Here is a 25,269-nt window from a genome sequence, read left to right as displayed (position 1 = left end):
AGCTTGAAATTGCATGAGGTTGTAAATCAACGACTTCAACGCATGCGCTATAATGTTGAAAATATGAGTGGGAACAATACAAAAGATCAGCATGACATTCAAGATGATGTAAAAAATGACGTTCAAAATCGCAATTATCAGAACCCAAATCATCCAGAAAATGCTAGAACTAGCAGCATAGGTGTTACGCGTTCTAAAGACGGACATACTCATGATGGTGACCCTACTCAGGAGCTTTTACGCGCGCTCGGTACTACGATTTCGCCAGATTTACTTGTTGAGGCGCTCACTCATCGCTCGTTTTCGCACGAGCATCCAGGCACTAAAAACTACGAGCGTCTAGAGTTTTTGGGAGACGCTGTTTTGGAGCTTGTTTCTACAGAAACGCTGTTTTCTGCTCACCCAGATATGACGGAAGGTCAGTTGGCTAAGCTTCGCGCTAAGGCTGTTTCGGAGTGGGCTTTGAGCGCGGTTGCGCGAGATAAGTTGCACGTTGGACCGTATATTCTTTTGGGTCATGGCGAGATGGAGCATGGCGGCGCTCAAAAAGACTCGATTTTGTGCGATATTGTTGAGGCGCTTATTGGCGCGACTTTTGTTGAGCATGGCATTGACGAGGCGCGCGCTGTAGTGCATCGTTTGATTGACGACACTTTGGCGGAGGTTCTTACAGAAGGTCCTGCTCTGGATTGGAAGACTTCGCTTACGGTTTTGGCGCACGAGATGGGGCTTGACGAGCCGCAATATAGGATGTCGGTTTCTGGCCCAGATTATGCGCCCGTGTTCCATGCGCGCGCGGTTTTGGCACACGAAAGCGGCGACGAGCTGTTGGGTGAGGCGGATGGTTCTAGTAAGCGTAAGGCTCAGCTTGCTGCTGCAGATAAAGCTTGGCACGTGTTGGATAGAAGGCGTAAGTCTAGCGGAGAAAGCGGTAATTAGAGCTTTCTGATTGCTGTGATATAAGCGATTTGAGGCGGTTCTATGGCTAGCAGTCGTAATAATAATGATTTATTATTTGACGATGGTTTGGTATCGTCAACGGAAGCTTCCGACTTATCCGATCGGTATATTGATTATTTGCGTTCAAATAAAGGCCTTGGAAGTCGCACTCTTCGCGCATATAGGGTAGATGTTTTGCAATGTCTTGAATGGTGTGGTGTAAACGATCTTTCTGATTTAAATTCTGTGTCTACAAGCGTTCTGCGTCAATGGATGTATTGGCTTAATAAGAATCACGCGCGCTCTAGTTTGGCTCGCAAAGTAGTGGCTGTGCGCGGCTTTTTTGCGTGGACTACGCACGTTGGTTTGATTAGCGCAAATCCTGCGCAAATTCTTAATACACCTAAAATTGTTAATGAGCTTCCTACGGTTTTAGACGAGGCGCAAGCGGAAAAGTTATTGGATTGTGCTGAGGATCGTTCTGAAGATTATGCTGTGGATAAGTCGCCAGAAACCGAGCATCAAGAAAATACACCACTAAAGTCGCAAATAAAAATGCGAATAAAATCTAAAATAAAATCTCAAACAGAAACGAAACAAGAGTATGTAATCGCACTCAGAAATGCTGCGATTTTAGAGCTTTTATATGCCACGGGCATGCGTGTGGGGGAGCTTACGGGTCTTAATGTGCAAGATATGGATTTTGAAAATCACACTGTAAAAGTTACAGGTAAGGGAAACAAGCAGCGTGTAGTACCATTCGGTGTTCCTGCTGCAAAAGCGTGTAAAAAGTGGCTTGACTGTGGGAGAAGTGCGCTGCAAGAAAAATCTGCCGCAAGCTCGCAAGCGCTGTTTTTGGGCGCGCGAGCAAAGCGCATTGACCAGCGCATTGTTAGGAGCATTGTTCACGAGGCTGCAGCTGCTGCAAACGTGCCAGATGTTGCGCCGCACGCGCTTCGCCACAGTGCTGCAACACATATGCTCAACGGGGGAGCGGACCTTCGCGAGGTTCAGGAGCTTTTGGGGCATTCGTCGCTTAACACAACGCAGCGCTACACGCACGTTTCTATTCAGGCTCTTAAACAGCGTTACTCGCAAGCCTTCCCGCGTGCGTAGATTTTGCGATCATCTATCATAATGTGAACCGCACTGAACTATTCTCATTATGTTTCCATCGATTCGGTAAACTATTCTGTTACAGTCATCAATCCGTCTACTCCAGTATCCAGAAAAATCACCTTTCAGAGGTTCTGGTTTACCTATGCCGTTATATCCGTTGCGATCAATATCTTTAAGAAGCTGAAGGATCCTCTTAAGAGTTTTCTTATCTTGCTTAGACCAGTACTCAAAGTCTTCCCACGCTTCATCTGTCCAGGCTTTAATCATCGAGCGGAACCTCGTGTATAGTGCCGCCTGTTTCTTCCATGTGTGCTATGGATTTTTTAAGACGACTTATATTCTCCGGATTGTAAAACGGATCTGCTGAAACTTCGAATGGTATTCTGTGTTCTCTTCCAACTTTCTTAGCAAATATTGTGAATGCTGCACTCATTGAAAGCCCTAGTTCTCGGCAAACATTTTCCATAAGTCGTTTATCGTCTGCATTTAGCTTGAAATTAATGTTCACTGTATTTGTTGTCATCTAAATTACCACCTTTCTAAATAAGATTTTAATAAAAATGCAATAAAAAATAAAGTATTTTTCTTTATTTTCATTTATACAGACAAGGTTTATACAGAGAATACAAAGATGTGATTTGAGTCACGTTTGGTGGCAAAATGGTGGCAAAATCGCGCAAAGTCAAAAATCTCGGAGCGTGCGTTGCGTGGCTAAATGTATAATCGATTTATAAGCTTGATAGGAGGGTAAAACAGTGGTTGATGATTCAAATAAGCCTGAATCAAGCGCATCATTGAATGAGAATGCAGCGAATCAAAACGACTCCAGCACGCCAGAATCCAGCGCGGCAGACGTTGAAATGAGCCAGTACGTGGCAGATCGCGCTCGCGTAAACGAAGATAAAATTCGCCAAGACGAGCAGATTGTTGCCGAATTTGGCGAGTACAATTACGGCTGGCATGATTCGGATGCTGCAGGCGAAGCTGCAAAGAAGGGCATTGACGAGTCGGTTGTTCGCGCAATCTCCGCAGACAAACACGAGCCAGAATGGATGCTAAACCTTCGTTTGCAAGGCTACCGCGCGTTTTTGCAAAAGCCGATGCCTGATTGGGGAGTGGATTTAAGCGGTTTTGACGCAGACGATTTTAAATACTACGTTCGTCCAGTTCACGATCAAGCGAAAACTTGGGATGATTTGCCAGAAGATATTCGCAAAACTTACGATAGGCTTGGCATTCCAGAAGCGGAGAAAAAGCGTTTAGTTTCAGGCGTTGCAGCACAGTACGAGTCGGAAGTTATTTACAATTCGATTCGCGAGGATTTAGCAGCTCAAGGCGTGATTTTTGTTGATACGGATACAGCAGTGCAAAAGTATCCAGAGCTTGTAAAAAAGTATTTTGCAACTGTGATTCCAGTTGACGACAACAAGTTTGCGGCTCTTAACACAGCGGCTTGGAGTGGCGGATCGTTTGTGTACGTGCCAAAAGGCGTGCATGTAGATATTCCGCTTCAAGCTTACTTCCGCATTAACACGCCGAACATGGGGCAGTTTGAGCGCACGTTGATTATTGCAGACGAAGGATCGTACGTGCACTACGTTGAAGGTTGCACAGCTCCGATCTATTCCACGGACTCACTCCATGCTGCAAACGTTGAGATTGTTGTAGAAAAGCATGCGCGCGTGCGCTACACAACCGTGCAAAATTGGTCAAATAACGTATACAACTTGGTAACTCAGCGAGCTTACGTGCGCGAAGGCGGCACAATGGAGTGGGTTGATGGAAACATTGGCTCCAAGGCTACTATGAAGTATCCTGCATGCATTCTTGCTGAGCCGTACGCAAAAGCAGAAACCATGTCTTTGAGCTTTGCGGGCCGCGGTCAGTACCAAGATACGGGTGCGAAGATGATTCATTTGGCTCCGCACACGAGTTCTACGATTGTTGCTAAGTCGATTTCGCGCGGCGGTGGACGCTCTGCTTACCGCGGTCTTGTGAAGATTGTTAAGGGCGCTAGCGGCTCTAGCTCTTCAGTTGTGTGCGACGCTTTGCTTGTTGACGATTTTTCAAGGTCCGACACTTATCCGCATGTTGACGTGCGCGAAGATAACGTTTCGATGGCTCACGAGGCCACTGTTTCTAAGGTTTCCGAAGATCAGCTTTTCTACTTGATGAGTCGAGGGCTGGAAGAAAAAGAGGCTATGGGAATGATTGTGCGCGGCTTTGTGGAGCCGATTAGTCGCCAGTTGCCTATGGAGTATGCTCTGGAGCTTAATCGTCTTGTGGAATTGCAAATGGAAGGATCCGTGGGGTGATGAGCGAAGATCTGAAAAAGAATTTAGGCAATAAAATGACGGAAAAAGAAATTAATATTCCTGTAGCAGACCCTAATGATCCTTACGCGGTTCCTGCTGCAATGCCTTCTAGTGCAGATAAATCCGTGCGCTCTTTTAATGTGCAAGATTTTGCGATTCCAACTAGAAAGCAGGAAGATTGGCGATATACGCCAGTTGAGCGAATTTCCGAGTTTTTTGATAGTTTTAAGCCGTCTAATAACGTTGCTGTGGAGCTAAAAGGTGTTGATGGCGATTCGCATGTAACGATGCAAATTTTGCCTAAAAACGAGGCTCCGCATACAGAGATGAAGCCTTCGGATCGCGTGGCTGCTGTTGCGTGGAATTCTGCAAAGTCGGCGTACGTTTTGCATGTTTGTGGCGAAGTTACAAAGCCAATAATATTGCAAATTCACGGAAACAACTTGCAATCGCTAGACGCTGCGAAATCACTTGACGCATTGCACTTAGTGATTGAAGCCGATTCTTACACAAACGCGGATATTATCGTAGAACACACAGGAGTTGCAAAGCTTGCTGAAGGCGTAGAAATCATTCTTGGAGATAACGCGCATGTTTCTACAACGTTCATTCAAGAGTGGGATTCAGGCAGCAAACACGTTGGAAATCATAGGATTCACGTTGGGCAGGGTGCTTCGCTTCGTCACACAATGGTCACGCTTGGCGGAGATGTTGTGCGAATCCGCATGGATCAGGATTTTGGTGGCGAAAAGGGCGATTTAAACATGCTTGGCATGTATTTTGTGGATCCAGGCGAGCATGTTGAGCATCGTACGATGGTTGTGCACAATCACCCAGAATGCAAGTCGCGAGTAGTGTATAAGGGCGCGCTTTACGGCAAGGGAGCGCATTCTACATGGGTTGGAAACGCGCTTATTAAGCCAGAAGCTCCAGGCACGGATTCGTACGAGTTGAACAGAAACCTGGTGCTAACTCCTGGCGCGATTGCCGATTCGGAGCCAAATCTAGAAATCGAAAATGGAAATATTATTGGCGCAGGTCATGCAAGTTCTGTCGGCAGATTCGACGACGAGGAGCTGTTTTACTTGCAATCTCGCGGCGTGAGCGAAGCGGATGCGAGAAAGCTTGTTGTGCGCGGATTCTTTAACGAGCTTATTGAGGAGATTGGCGTGCCGCAAATCGTAGATCATTTGATGGCTGCGATTGAGAGGCGTTTAGCTAAGACGGAAGAATCGCAAGCAGCCGCAGAATCTGTAAATGCGGAAAAATCGCCAGAAACCGAAGAATAGGAGATAAACATGTCAACTTTAGAAATCAAGGATTTGTACGCGTCTGTAGAAACAAAAGAGGGACGCAAGCAAATCTTAAAGGGCGTAAATCTTACAGTTAATTCTGGCGAAACGCACGCTATTATGGGTCCGAATGGCTCTGGAAAGTCTACTCTCGCATACACTTTGGCAGGTCACCCAAAGTACGAAGTGGATTCGGGTCAGGTGCTTCTAGACGGCGAAGATATTTTGAAGATGACTCCAGACGAGCGCGCAAAAGCTGGGCTGTTTCTTGCAATGCAATACCCGGTAGAGGTACCTGGCGTTTCGATGACGAACTTTTTGCGCACAGCAAAAACAGAAGTGAGCGGCGAGGCTCCGACTTTGCGCGCGTGGGTTAAAGAGCTTAACGAAGCAATGAAGCGCTTAAGAATGGACCCAAAGTTTGCATCTCGTTCTGTAAACGAGGGATTTTCAGGCGGCGAGAAAAAGCGCGCGGAAGTTTTGCAACTAGAGATTTTAAAACCAAAGTTTGCAATTTTAGATGAGACGGATTCTGGGTTAGACGTGGATGCTTTGCGAATTGTTTCGGAAGGCGTAAATCGCGCCAAAGAAAGCACTGGTTTGGGCATTATGATGGTTACGCATTACACGCGAATCCTAAAGTACATTAAGCCAGATATTGTTCACGTTTTTGCGCAAGGTCACTTTGTAAAGACGGCAGGACCGGAGCTTGCAGACGAGTTGGAAGAAGAAGGATACGACAAGTATTTGCCAGAAGGTGCCAGCGAATCTGCGATTGCGTGAGTCTGCGATTGCATGAGCGGCGTGTCTAAAGCCGCGAGTAAACTCGTCTAGGTTTGGCTAAATAAAACGGAAGAGGTTTGTAATGACTGTTCGCGGTGATATTAGAAATGTGGCAATCGTAGCGCACGTTGATCATGGTAAAACAACGCTCGTAAATGCCATGCTTCAGCAGTCGCACGTATTCTCTGAGCGAGAAGAAGTGCCAGACCGCGTAATGGACTCCAACGACCTTGAGCGCGAAAAAGGCATCACCATTCTTGCCAAGAACACTGCTGTGCAATACACTGGCCCGCTCGCAGAAAAGTACGGTCACCCAGAGGGAATTACAATCAACGTAATCGATACCCCAGGTCACGCCGACTTTGGTGGAGAGGTAGAGCGCGGCATTTCCATGGTTGATGGCGTTGTGCTGCTTGTTGACGCTTCCGAAGGCCCACTTCCGCAAACTCGATTCGTTCTACGTAAGGCTCTTGAGGCAAAGTTGCCAGTGATTTTGTGCGTTAACAAAACGGATCGTCCAGACGCGCGTATTGACGAGGTTGTGAGCGAAGCTACAGATTTGCTTCTCGGTCTTGCACAAGACGTTGTTGAAGAAGGAATCGACCTAGATATTGATTCGCTTCTTGATTTGCCTGTTATTTATTGCGCTGCAAAAGCTGGCTATGCATCCTTGAATCAGCCAGAAAACGGTGGCTTGCCAGATAACGATAATTTGGAGCCTCTTTTTGACTCTATTATCTCCAACATTCCAGCACCAGAATACGAGGAAGGCGCACCTCTTCAGGCGCACGTTGCAAACATCGATTCTTCCGACTTCCTTGGTCGCCTCGGCTTAGTGCGAATCTACAATGGCACTTTGGAAAAGGGTAAGACTTACGGGCTTTCTCGTGTAGACGGCTCTATTGAAAACTTCCGTGTTTCTGAGCTTTTGCGCACGCAAGGCTTGGAGCGCACTCCTGTTGCATCTGCAGGTCCTGGAGATATTGTTGCAGTTGCAGGCGTTAATGACATTATGATTGGCGAGACGATTGTAGATCAGAACGATCCAAAGCCTCTTCCATTGATTCACGTTGACGATCCAGCTATCTCCATGACTTTCGGAATTAACGATTCGCCGCTTGCTGGCACAGAAGGCAAGGATCACAAGCTTACAGCGCGCATGATTAAAGATAGGCTTGATCGAGAGCTTATTGGTAACGTGTCTATTAAGGTTCTTCCAACAGACCGCCCAGATGCTTGGGAAGTTCAGGGTCGTGGCGAGTTGGCGTTGGCAGTTTTGGCGGAGCAAATGCGTCGCGAAGGCTACGAGCTTACAGTTGGTCGTCCTCAAGTTGTTACTAAGACGATTGACGGCCAAATTAACGAGCCTATGGAAAACACTACGATTGATGTTCCAGAAGAATACATGGGTACTGTTACGCAGCTTATGGCGGATCGCAAGGGTCGCATGGATTCTATGAGCAATCACGGATCTGGCTGGATTCGCTTGCAATTTACTGTTCCTTCGCGTGGTCTTATTGGCTTCCGCACAGCTCTTCTTTCTGCGACTCGCGGAACGGGAATCGCAAGCTCTATTTCTGCAGGCTATGCTCCATGGGCTGGTCAGATTGTAACTCGTCAAAACGGCTCCATGGTTTGCGATCGTAAGGGTGTTGCAACGCCTTATGCTATGCAGCGTTTGCAGGCGCGCGGCGTGTTCTTTGTGGATCCGCAAAGCCCAGTTTACGAAGGTCAAATCGTTGGTATTAACAACAAGCCAGATGAGTTGGATGTTAACATTACGCTTGCTAAGCATATGACTAACATGCGTTCTTCAACCGCTGATGTGCTTGAAACTTTGACTCCACCAATCAAGATGAGCTTGGAAGAGTCGCTTGACTTTGCTAACGAAGATGAGTGTGTGGAAGTTACGCCTGAGTCTATTCGCGTGCGCAAGATTATTTTGAGCCGTGATGAATGGTATAAGTGGCGTGCTAAGCAGCGTCGTCAAAATAATGCTGCGTGATTCCTTAAAATGATGTTCAACATGAAGTCGCATTCCGTGCTATTTGCTAGCAAGTGTGCGGCTTCATGCGTTTTAGCGGTATTTTGCGCGGTTTTGGGCACTTTTGCGCATCGAATGGGCGCTATGTATAACTTTCCGTACGGTCTTGTAATCGCGCTTTTGCTTGTTACTTTGAGCGCGTGTTTTGCTCGCATGCTTTGTGGCATGTTTGGTTTGATTTTGCACTCAATCGTGTGCTGTTCGGTTGTGTGGATGATTGCGCTTGGATGGTTTAGGATTTTTGGCGCGTTTCGAGGCGTGCTAGTTGCCGTTGGATTTGGCGTGGATAATCTTCCGTGGATCGCGCAAAATGCTGGATATTTTTGGCTTTATGGCATTATTATCGCTCACGTAGTTTTGCTTTTTATGCCTAATAAATTTTTTATTATTTCTGGTGCTAAATAAGCGGTGCTAAATAAGTGTAAGTTAGTTTATAGGTGAATTTTTATAGGTGAATTTGCTGCATGTTTGTGCAAAAATAACATTATGCAGTAGTCTTACTTACAAGTCTTATAGTCTTAAAGTCTTATAGTCTTAAAGTCTTATAGTCTTAAAGTCTTATAGTCTTATAGTCTTATAGTCTTATAGTCTTAGAGTAGTTTTGAGGAATAGTCATGAATAGCAATATAGTCATGAATAGTAATAAGAACAGTAATAATGCCCGTAAATTATGCTATTTAGGGCCGGAAGGTTCTTTTACTCATCAAGCTGCTTTAAAAGTTAAAGAACAATGTAAATCGTTAGATGCTTTGCGTCTTATTCCAACTGCGTGTGAGAATATTCGTAATATTGCTAGCAAAATTGAAGATTGCTACCATTTGGGTATTATTGCGTGGGAAAACAATATTGAAGGCGTAGTAATACCTAATTTAGATTTATTAATTGATGCGAAAAATATGGTTGGCATTGCTCGCTTGGGCGTTGATATAAGTTTTGATGCTGTTGTTTGCCAGTCGGATTCAATCGATAACTGTTCGACTATTGTTGCTCATCCTCACGCGTTGGCGCAATGCCGTAAGTTTGCTCAAAAGCACGGATTGAAAGAAAAAACTGCGTCTTCAAACGCTGCTGCTTGTAGGGATTTAGTTCCTGGCGAAGTTGCTTTGTGCCCTAAAATTTGTGCTGATTTATACAATAGGCAAATTGTGAGTGAAGCTGTTGAAGATTTTTCTGGCGCTCGCACTGAGTTTTTAGTGTTAGCTCCTAGAGATGAGGCTTTAAGTTTTGTTAGTATGCATCGCGAATGCTATTCATCTTTTTCTTCGATTATTGCTTTTATTCCGCGTTGTACAGGTGCTGGAGTGCTAGCAAATTTGCTTGACGTTGTGCGCGATCATGGTCTTAATATGACTTCTTTTATGTCTAGGCCTATTAAAGGTCAAGATGGTTTATATAGTTTTATTGCCACTGTTGATTCTGCTCCTTGGGATTCTACGTGTAAAGCTATGATTCAAGAAGTTGTTGAACATGGTGATTGGGTGCGAGTTTTAGCGGTGTATCCTTCTGATAATCGCAATAATCCGGTTATGAATGATTGGATGCTGCCTAATGGCGGAGTGTGTATTGATGCTCCAGGCGATGCTCTAGTTGATGCTTTGAGCGCTTTGAACACAATGCGTGCAGAAAGAGAATTATTATGGTAGAAGATGCTGAATTTTCTCAAAAATTTTCTGTTGGTATTGTAGGACTTGGACTTATTGGCGGATCAATCGCAAAGCGTTTGGCTGCGACTGGCTCTTGCAAAGTGTACGCGTATAATCGCCATCAAACAATGTATAAAGAGGCGAGGGCGCTTGGAATCACTTGCGTTGAAAGCGTTGCGGATCTTGCGCGCATGCAGCCAAATGTTTTGATTTTGTGCAATTCGCTTGCTGCTATGCCAGAAGTTCTTGGCGAGATTTCGCGCGGAATCAACAAGCAGCGCACTACTTTGACGGATGTTGGTAGCGTTAAGGGGCTTGTGCGCGAGCAGGTTAAGGCCGCGGGGCTTGGCGATTGTTACATTGGCGCGCATCCTATGGCTGGAAGCGAGTTTACGGGTTGGCAGGCGTCGAGCGCGGAGTTGCTGCGCGGCGCGCTTTGGGCAGTTAGCGTTGATGAGAGCAGTGATTTTTGGCGGTTTTGCGCGGTTTTGCGCGTTATTGTGGCGTTGTGTGGCAATCGCGCGCTTGTGTTGAACGATTCTATACACGACGCTTCGGCGGCGCTGATTTCGCACATGCCGCACGTTGTTGCTACAGCGCTGGCGAACGTTTTGTGCGGAAGCGAAAATCGCAATGTTGCGTTGCAAATGTCGGCTGGTTCTTGGCGAGATATGACACGAGTGGCGCTTACGGATCCAGATCGCACGCGTGCAATGGTTGTGGAAAATCGGCGAAATGTGGCGGATTTGCTTGGGAGTGTGATTGAGGAGTTGAGTTTTGCGAAGAAGATGCTTGAGGGAAGCGATGGCGATTCGGCGGTTGCTAGCGATGAGCGCGCGTTTTTTGCTAAGGCTGATTCTTGGCGCGAATACAAGTATAAGGAGCGCGCGGTTGCTTGCGATAAGTCGGCTGGCGATTTGCGCGAGCTTCGATTTGCACTTGATTGTGCAGGTGATTGGCAAAGTCAGCTGATTCAAAGCGCGCAAAGCGGCGAGCAGATTGTTGGCGTGGCGTTTAGCGATTCTGCGGTTGCTTGCGCATTACGCAACTCGAAGTGGTAGATTCGAGCGGCATATAATTGACATATGACCGAATCGCAGCAATCACCATTTTCCCCAAAAATCCAGCAGTTTCTAAACCACATAAGCGTGGAGCGTGGGCTTTCTCCCAAAACCGTTGAAGCTTACGAGTCGGATCTTACAAAATACACGAACTGGCTGCGTGAAGCCCGAAAAATAAACGATGTTAATGAAATCACGCAACTAGATATTGAAGAATACGTGCGCGCAATGTCATCACAAGCAATGGCATCGCAAAACTTAGGGCCTCGCACGATTGCGCGGCGAATCGCAAGCATCCACGAGTGGAACAAATTCATGCTTTCCAACGCGCAAATCGCAAGCGACCCTTCTGCAGAAGTCAAAGCGCCAAAGCAAGCGGAGCATCTTCCAGACGTGCTCAGCATTAGCGAAGTGGAGCGCGTAATCGATGCTGCTGGCGGATTTGGTAGCACGGATGCTGTCTCGCTTCGAGACCGTGCGCTTGTGGAATTTTTGTACGCGACTGGCGCGCGTGTGAGCGAGGCGGTTGGACTAAAATTCGAGGATATTGATTTGACGGAATCAGTTGTGCGGCTTAGTGGCAAGGGTCAAAAGCAGAGGCTTGTGCCGATTGGAAAGTGCGCGGTACGTGCGTTGCGCGATTATTTAGCTAACGCAAGACCTATTCTTGCAAGTCGCGCGCAAAAGTCGCCCGCAACCGCAAAGTCGCGACTCAACTCATCATCAAACTCATCGTCAAAATCTGTTAATTCTCACGTGATTTTCCTAAATAAACGCGGCAAATCGCTGTCTCGCCAATCCGCGTGGGAGGCGATTTCGCGCGCTGGCAAAATGGCTAAAATTGGCAAAGAATTGCATCCTCACACGTTTCGACATTCATTTGCAACGCATTTGATTTCAGGGGGCGCCGATGTTCGCACTGTGCAGGAGCTGCTTGGGCACGCGTCTGTTACAACAACGCAAATTTACACGCATATAAGTCCAGATGCGCTTATGGAGGCGTATGTTATGAGCCATCCGCGTGCGAGATAGCTTCACAACGACGCATCGATTCACTGAACATACCTTTTGATAAACTGGAGCGTATGCCTACTGATTTACTTGGACGCGAATATGAGACTTTCCGCGCGCCCGATGCGCTTACAACGCACGGTCCTGCGCGCATTATTGCTATGTGTAACCAGAAGGGTGGCGTTGGTAAAACTACCAGCTCCATCAATATCGCTGGTGCACTGAGTCAATACGGTAGGCGAGTTTTAATTGTTGACTTCGATCCGCAAGGCGCTGCAACGGTGGGGCTTGGGATTAATGCGAACGCGCTTGATAACACGGTTTATACGGCGCTTTTTGATTCTTCTGTAGACGTGCACGATGTGATTCGTCACACTGCCACCGAAAACATTGACGTTATGCCTGCAAACATTGATCTTTCTGCTGCAGAGGTGCAGCTTGTTACCGAGGTTGGTCGCGAGCAGATTTTGGCTGGCGTGTTGCGTAAAGTTCGTAACGAATACGACGTTATTATTATTGACTGCCAGCCTTCGCTTGGCTTGCTCACTGTAAACGCGCTTACGGCGGCGGATGGTGTGATTATTCCTGTTGCTGCGGAGTTCTTTGCGCTTAGAGGCGTGGCGCTGCTTATGCAGTCGATTGAAAAAGTGCAGCACAGAATTAACCCAGATTTGCAAGTGTTTGGCGTGCTCGTTACTATGTTTACGCGCACTTTGCATAGCGAAGAGGTTTTGCAAAGGATTTACGAGGCTTTCCAGGGGCGCGTGCTGCATTCTGTTATTTCGCGTTCGATTAAGCTGCCAGATTCCACTGTTGCGGCGGTTCCGATTACGATTTTTGCTCCTGAGCATAAGACTGCTAAGGAGTATCGCGAGGTTGCGCGCGAGCTGATTTCTAACGGCGTTGTTGAATAGCGCTTTGCGTGACGATCTGCCTTCGCATTGCGCTGTAGTGCGCGAACGATATTTCCGCTTTTTGTTGTTGATTTTGTGGTTTTGAGCTACAAAGTCGGGAAAACTTTCCGCTTTTTGTTGCTCGACACGCCAATTAGAGCAACATTCTCTCGCGCGACGACCTGCCTTTTTGCTTAAAGCGTAGCACGCGGTACGACACGCTGAAATTCAGTACAATCGCACTACATAGCTTGCGTAGATTAGCTGCGATGTTTGCGCTCGGGCACGGGCTTTAATCGCACGATTGTGCGCGCGTCGATGAACATTTCTTGCTCGGGTCGGCTTCCGTTTGCTGCCGCGTCTCGCATAAGATGCAATGTTGCGCCGTCCCAGCTTATTACGTGACCAATCGCGTCGTGGTATTCGATTTTTTGCGCGCTGCCATTGCCTGTTTGAGCATTGTCATTGTTTGCTTGCTCGCTGCCAGCTGTTTCTGTTCTGCCATTGTTTGTTTGTGCGTTGCAATTGGTTTGCGATCTTTCTCCGCCGCCTGATTGCGCAATTTTGTACGTTCGCACAACAATTCGTGCGCCAACTGGTATAAACTCTGGCAGAATCTGCCGCCTAATTAAGCTAATCGTAGTGCTGCCTTCCGTGTTATTTGTGTCTTCGCGTTATTTGCCGTGTGTTTTGCTTTGACTTTGTTAATTGTATCGCAGTGCTCTCAAACTTGTGACGTTTTGTATTACGGTGTAGCGCGCGAACGACATTTCCGCTTTTTGTTGCTGATTTTGTGGTTTTGAGCAACATTTTCGGGCGTTCCGACCTGCCTGAGCGCTTTTATGTAGTGCGTTTGTATCAAAAACGCTGAAATTCAGTACAATCTCACTACATAGCTGGCGATTTGTGGTCAGTGCGCATCCGAACCACAAGATGTTGTGGTTTTACGACACGCGGAGTGCGCAACATACTACACCATATTCATGAAACTATTCTGTTATTAGTGATCAATCAATATATTTTTTTGTAAAAGAGAACAATTATAAAAACTTTTCCTTAAAGTTCTGTTAAAGTCTATTTTTTCTTGCAATTCGTTATGGGGGGGGGGGTATATTTGCTAAATGCTTTTGCTTGAGTACTTTAGTAAAGCTGCGCGTTCTGCTGCTTTATTGTTGTGCTCACATGTGGAATCGCATTAAGCGTTGTTTGTAAATGCTGCAATTGCTAAATGCTAGTTCATGTATTTGAATGCTCTTAGTACTTCTGTACTTGATACGTGTAGTATTCTGCCCAATTTTGGGATTCGTGTAAAAGCAGGGTGTTGCTTATGCAATAGCCGAAATTGCCAAAATGGCTAGGATGTACAAACTAGCCAAAAATGACAATCGAAGGTGAGTCGATTATGTTACCTGCAAAGTTTGCTCGTTTCGCATCTCGCGTGTGCCGCATTGCGCAGAAGGTTTTTTCTGTGAGCGATACTGACAATGCGAATAGTGTGGCAGATACGTCTGCTGGTTCTGACTCTACCTATTCAACGCGCCCAGATTCCGACTACCACAGTGCGCCAATTTATTCGTACTCAAATATTCAAGTAAATTCTTCATCATCTTCTTTATCTTCATCATCTTCTTTATCTTCATCATCTGAGAATGATTCATTAAGCTCATACGTAGGTAAAACAGCAAGAAAATCGCATATCTTCCGAAACATGATTCTTGCAATAATTGTCACCTTTGCCACCATAGTAACCATGCTCATCGTGCCGCCGCTAAAAGAAGCTAATGCTGCTAATGTTGCTTGGGATTACATTGGTAATGGATATATTTCTCCTGATTCTGTTGCGAGTCACGATGTATATCGTGATTTCGATGTTCAGCCACCAGATATAGATACAATAACAATTAATGGAAAGAAAAAAACGACCATCACTTGGAATGTTCTTTTTAACGCAAATGGATGCAGACTTAAAAAAATAGAAAATCCAAATGCAGTGTGTACTTCTGACAATTTTCAACATGCGTATAGTGGTAGACCTGATTTTTATCTTATTTTGCCAAAAAACATCAAGGATAATACCATAAGAATTACGAGATATCGTACAAAAGCTATTCTCGGTATTGGTGGCAACAAGTTTGCGTGGGAATTACGAGGCAAAGATCAAGTACCAAGCGATTTTAATAATGTTTTTAGTAATTCTACGCGCATACCGGGTGATCCTGATTATGATAGTTTCTGGAAAGACTCTATTGAACGATGTGGTTTAGGTACAGATGCAACATGTGAAGTCGATACATGGCGTCGAGCTGGTAATTTTGGTAGATTATTTAAATCTTGGGAACAAGATAACGATGCAGATTCTATTCGCTGGATTGTTACTGCAGAAGTTGAAGATGGCGTTGATCCTTATAAATTACCTTTTATGGCAGGTTGGATTTCCTACACAGGAGATAAGCACAAGTTTACAGTTTTTGGTCCCTATGATCACGATGGTGACGGCATACCAGACTTGGAAGAGTTTAAGTTTGGTTTAAATCCTAAAAATAATGATGATATCCAATTCCCAAAGAAGTCTAAAAATGATGCTGTTTACGGTAAAGTTACTTCCGTAAAGCCGTATATCAACACTGGTGAGTGGGTTGGCAATTCATATTCCGGCGATTTTAAATATTACAAGGACATGCCAAATCAAGGGATCAGAACTACGTCTGAGGTAATTCCAACTGATGCTGGAATAGAATTTACTTTTAAAAAGACCAGTTTCGGTACTAAAGAAGAACTTCCTGATGGTGTTACAAGAGTTAATAATCCTAATAATATGAAACCTGGTGAAGCATATATTAATTCAAAAACAGGCGAAGTTAAGTATAGTCCTAAGCCTTCTGATAGAGGGAAAACCATACATTTTGATGTTCAAATAAACTATCCTGACCCTAGACCTAACAATTGTAAAATGAACAATTCAATTGTGAAGGTTAAAGGCGTTGATATACACGTTGTTTCACAAGCCTCACTGTATAATCCGTACTACGACACTACTACAGTAAAAGCTGGTGAAGGTAAAGATTCTAATTCTCCTAGGGATAGGGGAGGCAAAGCATTCCCCTCTGGCACTAGGTTCAGAGCAGAAACTTATAATAAGTATCAGAATCCACCAACTTGGGCAAAGATTAAGAATGAGTCAACTGGTGTTGTTACCTTCCACCCAAATAAGTGGGTTCCTGCTTCTAAACCTAATCAACCTGAAAATAGACCTGTAGTTGTGTATTATCCTGATGGCTCAACTTCAAAGGATCCTGATTCTGGTAATAATGGTAATCCAGTTAATGCCCCTGTAATAGTCACTAGAGATGCTTCTGAATCAGGTGACTTGCAGCTCCATATTCATAAGAACCAAAATGGTCAAGAGATTGATTACACCAATGGATTCGTATTCCGCAAGAATCGCGATGTTACTCCACAGCCATGGATAGATTCTTGGTCTGTACGTGAGCCTGGAGATATTAGTATTCGTTCTGTGTGCGCTGATACTACGAATCCTATGAGTTTGAAGTATCATCTTAACGGTATTAATGGCATAAAAATAGAAGGTGATACACCTTGGCAGCATGCAACTGATGAAGAACAGGAAAAGTGTCGAAATGGTCAGGGTTGTGCAGCAAACAAATTATTTGATAGCACCGGCAATACCATGGAGCGTACGCGTGGTCATATTAAAGGGAAACCAACAAAGATTGGCAATTATCAGTGTACTGTCTATGCTTTGAAACCTAATGCTTTGAAGAGATTTGAAGAGGCAAAGAAAAAAGATTCCAAGATTGAAAGCTCAGACGGTTCTGCTACTAATATCATTAATACAAATACTTTCAATGGTCTAAGAGAAGGTGTTGATTATACATCTAGAACTGTGCCAATTAAGGTTCACTCTGACGCGCATTATTATAACCCGCAGTACACGAAGGTAAGTGTACAAGCTGGTAATACAGAAGGTGTAATGAATGCTGCTCCAGTAAGCCAAACTGGTGCCAATGGTGTTGCAGCTGATGATCAAAGCCAAAAGGATTTAGTGCAAGACGGAACATATTTGCCAAAAGGCACATGGTTTGAGCTTAAAAAGTATTCTAAGCATAAAGATTCTAGAGAAAAGCCTGTTTGGTCGAATTTTGAAGGAGATCAGAGCAATAAGAAAAATGGTAGTAATGAGGCGAAAGATAAAACTACTGATAAAAGGTATGGAAAGATTACGTTTAAACCAGAAAAGACTACAGAAGCAAGAGATTATTTAGTTCCTGTAATTGTGCATTATCCAGACGGCTCCACGTCGGAAGATTCTGATTCTGGTAATCTCGGAAAGCCGATTTACGCTCCTGTCTCTGTAACTCTTACAGAAGTTGCAGATGATGATTTGAAGTTGAAAGTTTATGATAGTGAAACTCATGGCGGACGACTTATTAAAGATAATGATAAAAATGGTGTGCGTTTCCGTAAGGGTGAAACGTTAGGCGATGGTAGTAATGATACTAAACCAATGTTTTTTGACTCTTGGTCAAGCAAGAAACAAGGAACTATTTACCAGCGAATGCTCTGCTATAAAAAGAATAGGGAAACTGGTAAGCCTGAAAGTTATGAACTTGATGGAATAAACGGTTTGAAGCTTGCAGGTAGAAAAAATGTCAAAGATGGTGATTTGGTTAATGCTGTAGGTGGTAAAACTTCTCAATGGAAGATAGCTACAGAGCAGCAAAAAAAGGATTGTAAAGATAAAAAACAGTGTGATACGAAACATTACTTATATGGTAATGAGAATGATACTACTGCTCGCACTTGGGGATGGCTGCACGGCAAAGTGAAAGATAATGGCGACTTTGTGTGCACTGTGTACGCTATTAAAGAACTTAAATACAATGGAAAAAATGGTGAATTACAAAAAAAGTTTGATACGGCTGTAAATGACTTTGTAAAGAAACCTGGTGACCGTAAGTTTGAAGATGTTGTTAAAAGAGTATTAACAGATAAGCAAGATAAAACAAATCCTCAGAATAGCACTCAAAGACACGTTGATTGGGACTCTGTAACATTCCCAATTCACGTACACTCGGACGCTCACTACTACAACCCTAAGTATGAGACCATTACTATGGAGGCTGGTACTAAGAAAACATCAGAACGTCCAAAGAGTGCTCGTGATGCTAACAAAGCAAAACTTAACCAGAGTGAGGTTCAGGAAGGAGAACTTCCTGAAGGTACTTGGTTTGAGTTTAAGATGTATAAAGGATATGCTCATAAACCTCCATTGAGTTATTCGTTCTTTGAAGATGGGCAAAATAATACTGATAATAATAATTCAGCTAAAAGCAAAGATGGATTATATGGTAAAGTAACATTCCGTCCGCACAAGTGGTTCCCTGCTACAAGTGAGAATAATCCAGATCAAACTCCTGTTGTTGTGCATTATCCAGATGGTTCTACATCAGAAGATTCTGATTCTGGTAACAACGGTAAGCCAGTCTTTGCTTCAGTTAACGTACTTCGTTCTCATGATGAAGATGCTAATAATCTACACCTGAATGTAAGTGATCGTGAAGGTGGCGGTAATTGGAATAATCCTACGATTAACCTTAGTAAGAACGAGGAACTTACAGTTAATAATAGTAAGGGTCGTTGGCTTGATTCATGGTCACAGTATAAGCCTGGTAAAATTAACCTGCGCACTATTTGCTATAGGAATAATCCAGATGGCACTAAGTCTCATTATCAATCTGGTGGCATTGCTGGAATTACTATGCAAAATGTAGAAAAGTGGGATCATACTGAAGATCCTGAAAAGCAGAAGAAATGCGAAGAAAATAGCAATGAATGTGAAGTTAAGCATTTATACGACGACTATATTTCTAACGGTAATTCGCAAAAAACTACCGAGCGTACTCGCGGATGGATTAAGGGTACTGCAAAGGAAACTGGCGACTACGAGTGTGTAGTGTACGCGATTAAAGAGAAGCAGTTCAGTAAAGATACTAATAATTTGCTTACTAACTTTGATAATGCAGTAAAAAAACTTAACAAAGATGCAAGTAAAAATAATACTGATCCTTTAAAAGATTTCCAGTGGAATATTAGTGGCAGTGGCAATAACATTGTTAAGGCTAAAAAAGGTGTCGATTATGAGTCTCGCACAATACCAATCCACATTCACACTCAAGCTCACAACTACAATCCTGTGTATGATAAAGTAAATGTTCGAGCTGGTGATGAAGTACAATCTGGTTTGCCAAAGAATAAGAAGCCAACTGGGAAGCATGTAAATACTAAGTCGCTTGCGTATGGAGCTATATCAGACAGTGTATCGTTCCCTGACGGTACGTGGTTTGAGTTGAAGAAGGATGACGGTAGTGCTGCATCTTCATCTGAAGACGCATATGATTGGTCATTCTGGAAGAATGGTCAGAAGGATAGTAATGCTCCTAGAGATAATAACAATCCGCTTAATCACAATGGTAATGATACTGGAATAGGTGCAGGCTCTAGGTATGGTAATGTTACATTCCATCCAGACGTAACTGTTACTCCAAAAGACCATTATAAGACACATGTTGTTGTGCATTATCCAGATGGTTCTACATCAGAAGATCCAGATGCTGGCAATAACCAGTTTAAGCATGATGATAATGCAACTAATACTATGAACCCTGTGTATGCTCCAGTTAAAGTAACTGATTTGGGCTATAGCGGTAACGATTTGCGAATGAGTCTAACTAAATCTAAAGATACTAACAGTGTGCTTAATGGTAGTAATGATCTTACTGTTATGAAAGGCATTGGTCTTATTAGAAATCCGTTTGTACAAGCTTGGAGCGTAAAAAATAAGACCAAGATTCATCTACGTATGATGTGTTCAAAAGACAACACGAATAAGTGGAGTCGCGGACTTGAGGATACATTGAACATGCATTTGGGTCATGATTATGGCGAAAACACTCCTGAATGGACTTTTGCGACCGAATCTCAGCAGAAAGATTGTAGAGAAAATGGAAATTGTTCTGCTGACCATGTTTTGTATGGAATGCTGAATGCGAATAATACTCAGGCAGGAAGCGTGGAAAGTTCAACCGCTCGCAGGGAAGAAGAAATCGAAGGTGCTCCAAAAGAGACTGGAACGTATGTTTGCTCTGTTTTTGCACTGAAAGATAATGCGCTTACTGCTTTTAATCAAGCTGTTAAAGATGGTATTCCTCAGAATGATGGTAGTTATTCATCAACCGATATGTGGAATGTAAAACTTGCTGGCGTAGCGCAATCTAGAGACTGGGATCGCATATCCTTCAAAGTACACGTGGTCGAACAATTTAAGCTGCCGAAGACAGGCGGGGAAGATTGCGTGAACTGGAACATGCTGATGAGCGTGCTGTGCGTGATTGGCACGGGCGTGATGGCAGCTGGGTTCTTCCTTGAGCAAACCAAGTGGGGGCGCGCGATGCTTGATGCGTTGTTGCGTAAGACACTGATTAAAGATTTTATCTGCAAAACTGCCAAAAAGCTTCGCGCTTTAAGGCGACGTAGCGAAAGGTGGCGATGCTGATGAAAAAATTTGCACGCAATCCTGCTAGTCGGCTAGTCGAAAGAGTAGCGCTGGCTTGCAAGCTTGCGGTGCGATTCTCGCTAAAACTTGTTGCGTACTACGATTCGCGTAAACATTAGCGCGATGAATAATTGTGGCTCGTTCGCAAATTGTGGATTGATCACGAACCGTGGCTTGCTTACAGATTGTGGCTTGCCTATATATCGCAACACAAAATAAACAATAAACATTAAACAATAACCGTATTTTCCTCAAAAACCTGCCCAAAAGGGCACTGATATAAAGGAGAAGAAAGTGAATAAGTTCACTAAACAATGCGTTGCCGCGGTGGCTTCGCTCGCAATGGCTGGCACGCTGTGCGTTGCTGGCGCCGTGGTTGCTGGCAGCTCCGCTTGGGCTGCTCAGACTGCTGCTGAAAAGGCTCCATGGGATGCCAATATTGGTAATAAGAAGGGTTCCATTACCATCACCAAGTATAAAGATGAAACCAATGATCAAGGTGAACAGACCAAGAAAACGAAAGTTGTTGGTGCAAAGTTTAAGGTTACCAAGGTAGTTTCTCTTGGTGGGAGTGCAATTGACCTCAAGAAGTATGATGACTGGTTGAAAGTTTCTGCTCAGGTACCAACGCTTAACCTAACACCTAATACTTCAAGTAATATTGGTTTTGCAAATACGTCAAGTGAACAAATTACTAATGGTGAAGGTATTGCAAAATTCTCTGACCTTGAAATTGGTTTGTACAAGGTTGAAGAAACTGAGGTTCCAGACGGATATGAAAAGCTGCCTGACCCATTCTTTATGACTATCCCAGAAGTTACTCGTAAATCTAATTCTACGGATAATACCTACAAGTACGATGTGACAGTTGATCCTAAGAACGCATATACCAAGGATGCTATTAAGAAAACGGTTGATACTACAGGAATGGTTGGTGCTAAAGATGATTTACCATATACTATCGAGACTGCTGTAGTTACAAAGAGTGGTACACCTGTTAAGGATCGTACGGCTGATGATTATCAGGGCTTTGCAGTATGGGATGATGCATTGAGTAAGGCATACGATTCTAGCGAAGCAGTAGTTAAGAAGGTTATGATCGGAAATACTGAGATCAAGAACGATAATATAGCAAAGCCAAATTACAAAGTAACTGTATCTGATAGCGATATAGATATTGCTGCTGGTGGCGTTAAAACTCGAAAGCGTATCACTGTATCGTTTACCGATGATGGTCTTGGTGAAATTGCAGCTGCACTTAAAACAAATGCAAATGTAAAGTTGAAGGTAGAGCTTAAGTTTACTCTTAAGGCTGGTGTTGGTACTGGCGAAGTTGTTAATAAGTTCGGCTATCAGCCAGGATATAAGAAAGGTACTCCTGAAAACGATAAGCCAAAGCCTGTTAATCCAACTCCAGGCGATGATTCTAAGGTAACTTTTGTTAAGTTTGCAATCAAGAAGGTTAATGGAAGTAAGATTAGCGAAGGCCTTAAGGGTGCAAAGTTTGAAATCTTTGCTAAAGAAGGTGATGCAAATGATTGCGTAGCTGATCTATCTCGCTCCGATAGCAAATGCAAGAATAAATCTAATGCTAAAGGTTTCACAAATGGTAATGATGGAACTCCTGATACTGGTTTGACTACTGCCTTTGAAGCAAAGGCTGGACAAACATTCTATGTTGTGGAGACCAAGGCTCCAGATGGATTCGCTTTGTCGCCAGCTGTTGACAAGGTTACTATTCCTAAGAGTTACACAGCAGATGCTAACTACGATTCTACCAATCAAACATTTACTTACTCCTTTAAGGATCTTCCAAATGGTGGTCCTGATGGAAATGGTAAGAATTGGTTCAAGCTTCCAAAGACTGGTGCTTATGGCGTGATTATCTTCGCTCTCGTGGGTCTTGGTCTTGTGGGCTCTGGTATGTTCGTATTCCTTAAGAATCGCAAGAAGGAAGAAGAGCAGCAGGCTGCGTGATTTGCTCAGTTGATTAGCAAATCATAAACGATTGAGTCTAGGGCAAAAACCCTAGACTCAATCCTATGTGGACTGTTAAAGCAACAAAACCCGTCGTTTTCCGCTTTTTGTTGTTGATTTTGTGGTTTTAAGCAACATTTTCGGTAAGTTTTTCCCGATTTTGTTGTTAATTTTGCCGTTTTGAGCAACAAAAAGCGCAAAATCCCACTGCGTTTGTAGCAAAATCAAACCAAATATTATCTTTAATTCAATAGCTTGAGCTTGGAGGAGTTATGAAGCTAGCCGATATTAGCAATTTGTGCCACTCGTTGAGTGAGCGCGCTGTTGCTAAATTGTTTAAGAATAAGGCGAAGCGTACCTCCAATGTGGCTGGCACGAGCAGTGTGGCTGGTGCGAGTGGTTTGCTAGCGGATAAGTCGCAAGCAACCGAAGAGCAAATTCCACGATCCAACTCAAGCAAAAATATAAACCAAAATACACTTAAAACTAAAAAAATAACTAAAAAGAAAAGCACACTGATGCGTATCTTAGAGCCGATTGCGCTGGTTCTTGCAGGCATTTTGTGCTTTAGCTACCCTGTGTGCTCAACGCTGTGGAACAATCACGTTTCGAAGGAGATATCGACAGCGTACGACAAGTATAATCACGATCAGGCTGGCGACGTGCGGCGCGCGCACATTCGCGGCGCAAAGCGCTACAACGCAACGCGCAAGGATATGCTCACGCGCGACCCGTACGGCGGCGACGGTCAGGAAGATATAACTAACACGCCTGGATACAAGCGTTATCTTAAAACGCTTGAGGAGCCGATGGGCATTATTGGCATTGTAAAAATTCCGAAGATTGGCGTAAAGCTGCCGATTTACCACGGTACAAAAGAAGATACGCTTGCGCGAGGCGCGGGGCACTTGTATGGCACGGATTTGCCAGTGGGCGGCAAGGGGCGGCATACTGTGATTACCGCGCACACTGGTTTGCCGAACGCAACCATGTTTGATTCGCTAACAGACCTTAAAAAGGGTGACTACTTTTATCTTGATGTGCAAGGGGAGACCTTGCGTTACAAGGTGTTTCGTATAAACGTGGTGGATCCGCACGATATAAGTTTGCTGCAGCGCGAGAAGGGGCGCGATTTAGCTACGCTGCTTACTTGTACGCCGTATGGTGTGAACTCGCATAGGTTGCTGGTTACGGGGTATCGTGTGCTGCCGGACCCTGTTGCGCCACCAGAAGACCATGTGCAATGGCCGCTATGGATGACGTTGTTTGTTATTGCGATGATATTCTCGGCGGCGATTCTTGCCATGATGATCACTGTGGTTGCTGGTAAGAGGCGGCGTAAGTGGGATATTCGCGGCAAGCACATACTGTGGGTTGGGCGCGGCGTGGTTAAACTGCGCTAGCGCTATTTCCCGATTTTGTAGTCCAACACGCTGTTTAGAGCTAGAAAGTGCGTCACATCGTTCGCGCGGATTAGCCGCGCTCACGTCTTCGCCGCGCAGAAGCAGTGCTTCTGCCTTGAGCGGCTCAGCGCTCCGAATTGCCTTCGCTCGCTACGCTTTAAGCGCGAAGGCAGGTCGTCGCGCATATTTTCAGGCGATTATCAGACTTATAACAAAATTACGAGTAGAATAAGAACCGTGATACTTGATCGTCATAATCGTTTAAATTTGGCCGAACTTTACGCCAGCTTGCAAGGAGCGGGAGATGGTGGGGCGCCAGACGCCACCGCGGAAAAGTCGCAAGCAACCGCTGACGAAAAGTCCGCGCAAAAATCACCTATAAAAAGCGAAACGCCGCATCTTCCGCCCGATCAAATGGACGAATTCGTAAACATGATGCAAGTGTACGAAGGCGCGATGTACGAAATAAGCACGAAGCTGGAGATTTTGGACGGCGAGTTTCAGGTGCGATTTTCGCACAATCCCGTGCATCACATGGAGCGGCGACTAAAATCCGTGCACTCGATTTTTGAGAAGCTACGCCGCAGAAACCTAAGCATATCAACGCGTTCGATTCGCGACAATCTGTTCGACGTGGCTGGGATTCGCGTGATTTGCAACTATCGCGACGACGTGTACGCGGTTGCGCAATACCTTTCCAAGCAAACGGATATTCAAGTTTTGCAGGTTAAGGATTATATTAAAAACCCAAAGCCGAATGGGTACCGCAGTTTGCATGTAATTTACGCTGTGCCAGTGTTTTTGTCGTCGGGTGCGCATTACACGCCGGTGGAGGTGCAATTCCGTACAATCGCAATGGATTATTGGGCGAGTTTGGAGCACGCGTTGCGCTATAAGGCTGATTTGCCGGACGCAAAGTTGGCGGAGCATTCTAAGACGCTGCTTGAGTGCGCGCAGAATTTGCAGGCAATTGAGGCGCAAATGCAGGGTATTCATCGCGATATTAATGGTGCGCCGCGCGTGGAGGATGCGCCTGAGTCGTAACAACTAATGCGCGACGACCTGCCTTTTCGCTTAAAGCGTAGCGCGAAAAGGCAATTCGGAGCGCTGAGCCACTTAAACGTAAAGTCCAGTGGACTTTACGTGCGGCGAAGACGTTCGCGCGCGTAGACCGCGCGAACGACGACCTACATCTCCGCTTTTTGTAGCACGACAC

Annotated in this window: 18 protein-coding genes; 15 read left to right on the top strand and 3 right to left on the bottom strand. The window is 44.7% G+C overall.

What is annotated here, in order from left to right; all coding sequences use genetic code 11:
* Positions 1-42: 42 nt before the first annotated feature.
* Both rnc and HXT60_RS04610 read left to right on the top strand, forming a co-directional pair.
* A complete protein-coding gene (gene rnc, locus HXT60_RS04615; protein ID WP_004117354.1) occupies positions 43-939 on the top strand; it encodes a ribonuclease III in 897 nt (298 codons plus the stop codon).
* Between the two features lie 42 nt (positions 940-981).
* Entirely contained in the window at positions 982-2,055 is a 1,074-nt protein-coding gene (locus tag HXT60_RS04610) for a tyrosine recombinase XerC (protein WP_116439785.1), read from the top strand.
* Between the two features lie 9 nt (positions 2,056-2,064).
* Here HXT60_RS04610 and HXT60_RS04605 read toward each other — a convergent pair whose 3' ends face one another.
* Together HXT60_RS04605 and HXT60_RS04600 are read right to left on the bottom strand one after the other, a co-directional pair.
* A complete protein-coding gene (locus HXT60_RS04605) occupies positions 2,065-2,325 on the bottom strand; it encodes a Txe/YoeB family addiction module toxin (RefSeq protein WP_004113436.1) in 261 nt (86 codons plus the stop codon).
* Positions 2,318-2,581, bottom strand: a complete 264-nt coding sequence (locus tag HXT60_RS04600) for a type II toxin-antitoxin system RelB/DinJ family antitoxin (protein ID WP_004113434.1) — start codon at positions 2,579-2,581, stop codon at positions 2,318-2,320. Before HXT60_RS04600 ends, HXT60_RS04605 begins: the two co-directional genes overlap by 8 nt.
* Positions 2,582-2,813: 232 nt before the next feature.
* On the opposite strand from HXT60_RS04600, the gene sufB reads away from it, so the two are divergent.
* From sufB to HXT60_RS04555, 9 genes are all read left to right on the top strand, one after another.
* Positions 2,814-4,373: a Fe-S cluster assembly protein SufB gene (sufB, locus tag HXT60_RS04595; protein ID WP_075038759.1), complete on the top strand. Its 1,560-nt coding sequence runs from the start codon at positions 2,814-2,816 to the stop codon at positions 4,371-4,373.
* Positions 4,373-5,662 carry a Fe-S cluster assembly protein SufD gene (gene sufD, locus HXT60_RS04590; protein ID WP_421790873.1) on the top strand — a complete coding sequence of 430 codons (1,290 nt, stop codon included), beginning with the start codon at positions 4,373-4,375 and terminating at the stop codon, positions 5,660-5,662. The genes sufB and sufD overlap by 1 nt, the downstream gene beginning before the upstream one ends.
* A 9-nt stretch (positions 5,663-5,671) precedes the next feature.
* Positions 5,672-6,448: a Fe-S cluster assembly ATPase SufC gene (gene sufC, locus HXT60_RS04585; protein WP_004113429.1), complete on the top strand. Its 777-nt coding sequence runs from the start codon at positions 5,672-5,674 to the stop codon at positions 6,446-6,448.
* An 82-nt stretch (positions 6,449-6,530) separates the two neighbouring features.
* The gene (gene typA / locus HXT60_RS04580) at positions 6,531-8,453 is read left to right on the top strand and encodes a translational GTPase TypA (protein WP_004114597.1); all 1,923 of its coding nucleotides are present in this window, start codon (positions 6,531-6,533) and stop codon (positions 8,451-8,453) included.
* 9 nt (positions 8,454-8,462) lie between these two features.
* The gene (locus tag HXT60_RS04575; protein ID WP_029600477.1) at positions 8,463-8,897 is read left to right on the top strand and encodes a hypothetical protein; all 435 of its coding nucleotides are present in this window, start codon (positions 8,463-8,465) and stop codon (positions 8,895-8,897) included.
* Between the two features lie 209 nt (positions 8,898-9,106).
* Positions 9,107-10,135, top strand: coding sequence for a prephenate dehydratase (locus tag HXT60_RS04570; RefSeq protein WP_421790870.1), 1,029 nt, complete (start codon positions 9,107-9,109; stop codon positions 10,133-10,135).
* A complete protein-coding gene (locus tag HXT60_RS04565; protein ID WP_421790868.1) occupies positions 10,129-11,196 on the top strand; it encodes a prephenate dehydrogenase in 1,068 nt (355 codons plus the stop codon). Before HXT60_RS04570 ends, HXT60_RS04565 begins: the two co-directional genes overlap by 7 nt.
* A gap of 24 nt (positions 11,197-11,220) precedes the next feature.
* Positions 11,221-12,228: a site-specific tyrosine recombinase gene (locus HXT60_RS04560; RefSeq protein ID WP_421790866.1), complete on the top strand. Its 1,008-nt coding sequence runs from the start codon at positions 11,221-11,223 to the stop codon at positions 12,226-12,228.
* Between the two features lie 53 nt (positions 12,229-12,281).
* Positions 12,282-13,121, top strand: a complete 840-nt coding sequence (locus HXT60_RS04555) for a ParA family protein (protein WP_004113420.1) — start codon at positions 12,282-12,284, stop codon at positions 13,119-13,121.
* A gap of 239 nt (positions 13,122-13,360) precedes the next feature.
* Here the strand turns inward: HXT60_RS04555 and HXT60_RS04550 are convergent, their stop codons facing one another.
* Positions 13,361-13,678: a DUF6725 family protein gene (locus HXT60_RS04550; protein WP_101890357.1), complete on the bottom strand. Its 318-nt coding sequence runs from the start codon at positions 13,676-13,678 to the stop codon at positions 13,361-13,363.
* Between the two features lie 800 nt (positions 13,679-14,478).
* Between HXT60_RS04550 and HXT60_RS04545 the strand changes: the two genes are divergently transcribed.
* The 4 genes from HXT60_RS04545 (at position 14,479) to HXT60_RS04530 (ending at position 25,097) form a co-directional block, all read left to right on the top strand.
* Complete coding sequence (locus tag HXT60_RS04545) at positions 14,479-20,673, top strand: Rib/alpha-like domain-containing protein (protein ID WP_421790864.1); 6,195 nt, start codon at positions 14,479-14,481, stop codon at positions 20,671-20,673.
* A gap of 294 nt (positions 20,674-20,967) precedes the next feature.
* Positions 20,968-22,650: a SpaH/EbpB family LPXTG-anchored major pilin gene (locus tag HXT60_RS04540; protein ID WP_415699053.1), complete on the top strand. Its 1,683-nt coding sequence runs from the start codon at positions 20,968-20,970 to the stop codon at positions 22,648-22,650.
* 272 nt (positions 22,651-22,922) lie between these two features.
* A complete protein-coding gene (locus HXT60_RS04535; RefSeq protein ID WP_009994889.1) occupies positions 22,923-24,053 on the top strand; it encodes a class C sortase in 1,131 nt (376 codons plus the stop codon).
* Positions 24,054-24,290: 237 nt separating this feature from the next.
* Positions 24,291-25,097 carry a GTP pyrophosphokinase gene (locus tag HXT60_RS04530; RefSeq protein WP_004574898.1) on the top strand — a complete coding sequence of 269 codons (807 nt, stop codon included), beginning with the start codon at positions 24,291-24,293 and terminating at the stop codon, positions 25,095-25,097.
* Positions 25,098-25,269: the final 172 nt, after the last annotated feature.

The organism is Gardnerella sp. KA01002 (assembly GCF_049244015.1).
Lineage (GTDB): Bacteria > Actinomycetota > Actinomycetes > Actinomycetales > Bifidobacteriaceae > Bifidobacterium > Bifidobacterium vaginale.
This window is presented reverse-complemented; position numbering and strand designations above follow the sequence as displayed.